The 5,422-nt window shown below is 60.4% G+C and carries 5 protein-coding genes; all 5 read right to left on the bottom strand.

Annotation, left to right across the window (positions count from 1 at the left end; genetic code table 11):
• Nucleotides 1-144: 144 nt before the first annotated feature.
• On the bottom strand, nt 145-1,140 hold the full coding sequence (locus V7082_RS21280; protein ID WP_334151675.1) for an AraC family transcriptional regulator: 996 nt from the start codon (nt 1,138-1,140) through the stop codon (nt 145-147).
• Between the two features lie 197 nt (nt 1,141-1,337).
• A complete protein-coding gene (locus tag V7082_RS21275; protein WP_334151673.1) occupies nt 1,338-2,096 on the bottom strand; it encodes an SDR family NAD(P)-dependent oxidoreductase in 759 nt (252 codons plus the stop codon).
• Between the two features lie 86 nt (nt 2,097-2,182).
• On the bottom strand, nt 2,183-3,199 hold the full coding sequence (locus tag V7082_RS21270; RefSeq protein ID WP_334151672.1) for a phosphotransferase family protein: 1,017 nt from the start codon (nt 3,197-3,199) through the stop codon (nt 2,183-2,185).
• Nucleotides 3,196-4,368: an acyl-CoA dehydrogenase family protein gene (locus V7082_RS21265; protein ID WP_334151670.1), complete on the bottom strand. Its 1,173-nt coding sequence runs from the start codon at nt 4,366-4,368 to the stop codon at nt 3,196-3,198. Before V7082_RS21265 ends, V7082_RS21270 begins: the two co-directional genes overlap by 4 nt.
• A gap of 74 nt (nt 4,369-4,442) precedes the next feature.
• Nucleotides 4,443-5,318, bottom strand: a complete 876-nt coding sequence (locus tag V7082_RS21260; RefSeq protein WP_334151668.1) for an HpcH/HpaI aldolase/citrate lyase family protein — start codon at nt 5,316-5,318, stop codon at nt 4,443-4,445.
• Nucleotides 5,319-5,422: the final 104 nt, after the last annotated feature.

Here is a 5,422-nt window from a genome sequence, read left to right as displayed (position 1 = left end):
TGGCATCAGCGCGGGTGCTACTTCGCACGACCCGCTTGAGGTTGCGAACAATTTGCCGCGTCATGATGGAGCGAGGCTACGGCCTCAAATTCAGATTGAACATGTCTTCTTACGTCGATGGCTTGACCGGTACGGACAGTTCCCTCAGTTCTCTTCCTCGCGTCGGCGGCGACGGTACTCCCCTGGTTGAACCCCGTTCCACCGTTTGAACGCCCTGTGGAAGGCGCTTGCGTCCTGGAAGCCGATTCGAGCCCCGACTTCGTCTATGCTCAATTGGGTGTTGCACATTAAATCAATGGCCACGTCGCTGCGCAGCTGGTCTTTGATGGTCTGATAGGTCGTCCCTTCTCGCTCCAGGCGGCGGCGAAGCGTAGTCGGCGACATGCCGATTTCGCGCGCGAGTGTCTCGAAGACTGGCCAGCTTTCGGCGTCACCTACGCTGCCTCTCAACTTTCGCCGGACCTGTGCGGTCCAGCTCTCCTCGTTCCGGTATTTCAGGAACACGGACTGGGGCGCGGTGCGAAGAAACTGTTGGAGTGTCGACGCGTTCTGGACAACCGGCGCACAGAGCGCACGCGCCTCAAAACGCATCTCCGCATGCTCAACGGCGAAGGCCAAATTGTTCGAGTACATCAAGGGGTACTCGCGCGAGTAGGGCGGACGGGCGTGCGTGAAAGCGACCAGTTCCAAGGGGATACGCCGGCCGACCAACCAGCACATCAAGCCATGCAGAAGGATCATCATCGTTTCCTCTGCGAATCGCCTGTCAGGCTCCTCCCGGATGCTATTGAAGATCCGCACGATGGCCTCCTTCCCCTCCAGGTGCAGCTCGCCGCGAACATCCTCCAGAAACAGCGAAAATCCCCGCAGGATCCGCCTCAGGGCGCGATCCAGGTCAGGGGACGAAAGCGCCGCCTGGCAGACCAGCGCGAAGCTACCGACTTTCATCGGGCGGCGGTCCAGGCCAAAGAACTCGTCGTCCAATTCCCTCGCGACGGCCAGCCACAATGCGGAAAACGAGGTGGCCGGCACCCGAGCGCTGGGTCGCTCCAGAAGGGCCTGAGGAATGCCTGCGGCTGACAGAGCCCGTTCCTTCGCGTCACCCGACAGATGCGCCACTGCGGCCGTCACGAACTGCATAGCGACGGTGTGCTTCTCGGCAGGTTCGCTCATAGACGGTAGAGCAAGGCCGCAGGTGTCGATGCTTGAGCTGGGTACGCCTCCGGCTCTGGAAAGTAACGCTGCCCGAGGAACAGGTTCGAGTGCAACTTGCTACGTTGGCGTCACTATCGAGAACAGGCTCGGTCTGTCCAGTTTTCGGATGTGATGCTCGCCTGCTAGTACGTAGATCGGCCGCCCGACAGGTCGAACGTAAATGCGGTCGTGAAGGAGCAGTCCTCAGAAGCAATCCAAGCAATCATCGCGGCAGCCTCATCGACGTGGCCCATTCGCTGCATCGGGATCTTCGCGACGATGGGCTGGAGCGTTTCAGGATTGGCCTGAATGATCGCTCGCGCAAACGGTGTGTCGAAGACCGTCGGGGCCACTGCATTGACGGTGACGCCCGTTGTCGCAAGCTCCTTTCCGATCGTTTTAGTGAAGGCAATGACCCCGCCCTTGGCAGCGGAATAGGCGCACTGGAAAACATTGCCCTCCTTGCCTGCGACGGACGTGACATTGACGACGCGGCCCCAGCCGCGCTCAACCATGCCGCTGACAAATGCACGCGTGCAATAAAACACCGAGTCCAGGTTGACACTGATGTTCCTCCGCCAGACCTCTTCGGTCGTCTCGCTCAGCGGAGCGATGTCCGCGACTCCCGCGTTGTTGACGAGGATGTCCACGCGCCCCAGCGCTTCTATCGCCGCCTTGGCCGCAACCTGCACATCAGCGTTTTTGGAAACATCCACTGAGCGACCTGTACACGACCCTGCGGTCGAGAGCTGGGATACGGCGGCCTCTACCCTGTCCTGGTGCAGGTCCCAAATATCCACGTGCGCGCCGGACTTGAGCATGCGCTCCGCCGTCGCGTAGCCGATCCCGCTCGCCGCTCCAGTGATGACTGCGACGCGATTCTTCAGGTCAATTTCGTTCATGACTGGACGTCTTCATTGGTCAGAAGCTTTAAGCAGGGTTCCGAGCCCTGACATTTCCTTAAACCATCTCTAGACTCGCCCAGCCATCAAGCCAGATGGCGCTGCGCACATGCCCATCCGATATCAGCTAGCGGCTCGGCCCTCTTTGCCGTCTCATGGGCGTCGTGAGCGGAGGCCGTACCGATGGCCGCGCGCTGCCCGATGCCGTGCAGAATGGCCGCGATTCGAAACAGGCTGAAGGCAAGGTAGAAGTTCCAGTGTGGGAGAGGGTCACGGCCGGTTCGCGCTATATACATGCGGACATACTCGTCCTCACCAGGGATGCCGAGCGCACCAAGGTCAAGGCCCGCAATGCCACGCCAAAGATGCGCGGGGATGTGCCAACTCATGCAGTGATTGGCCAAGTCCGCCAAGGGATGACCCAGCGTGGAGAGCTCCCAATCAAGCACACCGATGATCCGAGGCTCTTTAGGATGGAACACAAGGTTGTCCAATCGAAAGTCCCCGTGCACCAGCGTCGTTTCCTCACCCGGCGGTATATGCTGCGGAAGCCACTCCGAGAGCAAACGCATCGATTCAGGTATAGGCAGCGCGGAGCCGGCAATCTGACTTGACCAGCGCTTTAACTGGCGCGCGAAGTAGTTTCCGCCCTTGCCAAAGTCAGCCAGCCCAAGTGCCTCATGGTCGACGGCATGCAGCTCAGAGAGAACGCGGTTCATCTCGGCATACATTCGGGTTCGCTCCCCTGCTTGCATGCCTGGCAGAGACTGATCGACGAATACGCGGCCCTGCAGGAACTCCATAATGTAAAACGGAGTACCCAGGATCTCAACCTCGTCGCAATAACCAAGCATCCGCGGAACCGGGACAGCACTGGACTCCAGTGCGCTCATGACCCTGTATTCACGATCGATCGCGTGGGCGGAAGCGAGAAGCGTCCCGGCCGGCTTTTTCCGAAGGACGAATTGCCGCTCGCCATCATCGATCAGATAGGTGGGATTCGACTGGCCACCGGTGAGCGGCTTGGCGCGCACATCCTCGCTGCGAGTGAGTGAGTGGGTCCGCAGCCAACCAGCGAGTGCACGCGAGTCCAACGCCGTCATCCTTGCTGCTCCTTCAACTCGGTGATCTTGCGAGCCATGCTCCAGCGATGCACTTCGTTCGGGCCGTCGTAAATTCGGAATCCCCGCATGTCAGTGAAGATGCGCATCGCCGCACAGTCCGCCGTTACGCCGCGACCGCCGAGGATCTGCACGCTGCGATCGACGACGCGCCACTCCGCCTCGGAGCACACCACTTTGGCCCGGCTCGATTCGAAGTTGCATTTCCGCCCCTGGTCGAGCAACCATGCGGTGTGCCAGATATGCAGCCGCGCCGTCGTGAGATCCATATCGTTGTCGGCCAGCATGAAGCCAACGCCCTCGTGCTCCGCTAATGGCTTGCCGAACGCGACCCGGGTCCGCGCATACGCCACCGCTTCATCGTGGGCGCGTCGGGCTTGGCCAAGCCAGCGCATGCAGTGCGTCAGGCGCGCCGGTGCCAGCCGAACCTGCGCGTAGCGAAAGCCCTTGCCGACTTCGCCGAGAACATCGCTGTGCGGCACGCGGAGGTTCTCGAACGTCACAACGCCGTGACCGCCGGCGAAGCAGCGGTCCATGGCGTCCACGTTGCGTTCTAATCGGATACCTTCACGTTCCATGTCGCTTAGGAACATGGTGGCCGAGCCGTCTTCCATGCGCGCCATAATGATCACGTAGTGCGCTCCGTCCGCGCCCGTGATCAGCCACTTCACCCCATTGATGACGTAGTGATCACCGTCGCGCACCGCCGTAGTCTTCAGCATGCCCGGATCGGAACCCGCGCCCGGATCGGGCTCCGTCATCGCGAAACAGGAGCGGGTGCGACCTTCCACCTGGGGCTTTAACCAGCGTTCCTTCTGATCCTGGGTCGCCACTTCATCCAGAAGATGCATATTGCCTTCGTCCGGAGCATGGATGTTCAGCGCGATGGGACCCAGGAATGAGTAGCCCGCTTCCTCGAACACCAGCGCCTTCGCGACGTGCGACAGTCCCATGCCACCCATGGCTTTCGAAACGTGCGGCGTCAGAAGACCTGCGGTCCGTGCCCGGTTCACTAACTCCGTGCGCAGCGCCTCGCTAGGGCCGTGATCATGATGCGACTGCTCGCCCTCGAGCGGCATCACCTGCGTTTGAATGAAGTCGCGGGTGCGATCCCGCAGGTCGCACAGTTCAGGCGTCAGTGTGAAATCCATCGCATGCCCCTAGAGTGTCTCGAACATTCCGGCACCGCATCGATGAGATGGTGCTTGAGAAATCCGCACCACAACTAGCGGTCCAAGACGGAGCGCCGCTGGATGGCCTCATGCTTCGACAGCAGCTGTCGGGCCATCTCCAAGTGCAGGAGTTCCACCATCCGCCCACCTATGTTGATCACGCCCTTGCCGGCATTCGCGGGGTCGGCGAACGCCGTGACGATTGCTCGAGCTTGTTCAACCGCCTCAGGCGCAGGCGCGAAGATGCGATTGGCAGGCTCCACCTGAGTTGGGTGTATGAGAGTCTTTCCGTCAAATCCCATCCGGAGACCTTGCATAGCTTCCCGCTCGAAGCCATGAACATCGCGGAAGTTGTTCCACACGCCGTCGAGGATGGCCAAGCCGTTGGCCTTCGCCGCGAGGACGGCGCTCATCAGCCAAGGCACCATGAATTGGCGGCCCTCCTCCATTGAGGCGCCGGTCTCTCGCGCAATGTCATTCGTGCCGATCACAAAGCACGACAACGGAAAAAGCTCGTGTTCAGAGACACCAGCGATCTCGGCCGCTCGTAGCAAACCCTGAGCCGTCTCCACCATGCACCACAAGGACATTGGGTGATTGCCTTCGAGGCTGCGTCGAATAGCGATGACGTCTTCCGGCCGCGAGACCTTGGGCAGCAACAAGGCTTGAGGAGAGCACTTGCGCACCATTTCGAGATCTGCCTCAAGTTCGTCCGAACCAAGCGCATTGACACGGATCACTGCCATGGAGGATGCGACACCGCCTTCGGCGAACGCCTGTTCCAAGTTACGTCGACCTTCGATCTTGGCGTCAGGAGCTACCGCGTCCTCTAAGTCAAAGATCACCGCATCGGCGGGTAGCGTCTTCACTTTGTCGATGGCGCGACGGTTGGAAGCAGGCAGGTAAAGCACGGAACGAAGCGGAAGCATAGGTGGCTCAGTAATAGATCAGCAATGGAACGGAAAATGAGGCTCGGTTGCTTGTATGTTCAGCCCAGACCATCGCGGTAGAGTCTGAATGCCGTTGAGGCGGC

The organism is Hyphomicrobium sp. (assembly GCF_036833075.1).
GTDB lineage: Bacteria > Pseudomonadota > Alphaproteobacteria > Rhizobiales > Hyphomicrobiaceae > Hyphomicrobium_C.
This window is presented reverse-complemented; position numbering and strand designations above follow the sequence as displayed.

Bases quoted from the DNA above. Each gene is read 5' to 3' on its own strand.
- V7082_RS21275 (WP_334151673.1), bottom strand. From the start codon at position 2,096: ATGAACGAAATTGACCTGAAGAATCGCGTCGCAGTCATCACTGGAGCG.
- V7082_RS21280 (WP_334151675.1), bottom strand. From the start codon at position 1,140: ATGCAGTTCGTGACGGCCGCAGTGGCGCATCTGTCGGGTGACGCGAAG.
- V7082_RS21265 (WP_334151670.1), bottom strand. From the start codon at position 4,368: ATGGATTTCACACTGACGCCTGAACTGTGCGACCTGCGGGATCGCACC.
- V7082_RS21260 (WP_334151668.1), bottom strand. From the start codon at position 5,318: ATGCTTCCGCTTCGTTCCGTGCTTTACCTGCCTGCTTCCAACCGTCGC.
- V7082_RS21270 (WP_334151672.1), bottom strand. From the start codon at position 3,199: ATGACGGCGTTGGACTCGCGTGCACTCGCTGGTTGGCTGCGGACCCAC.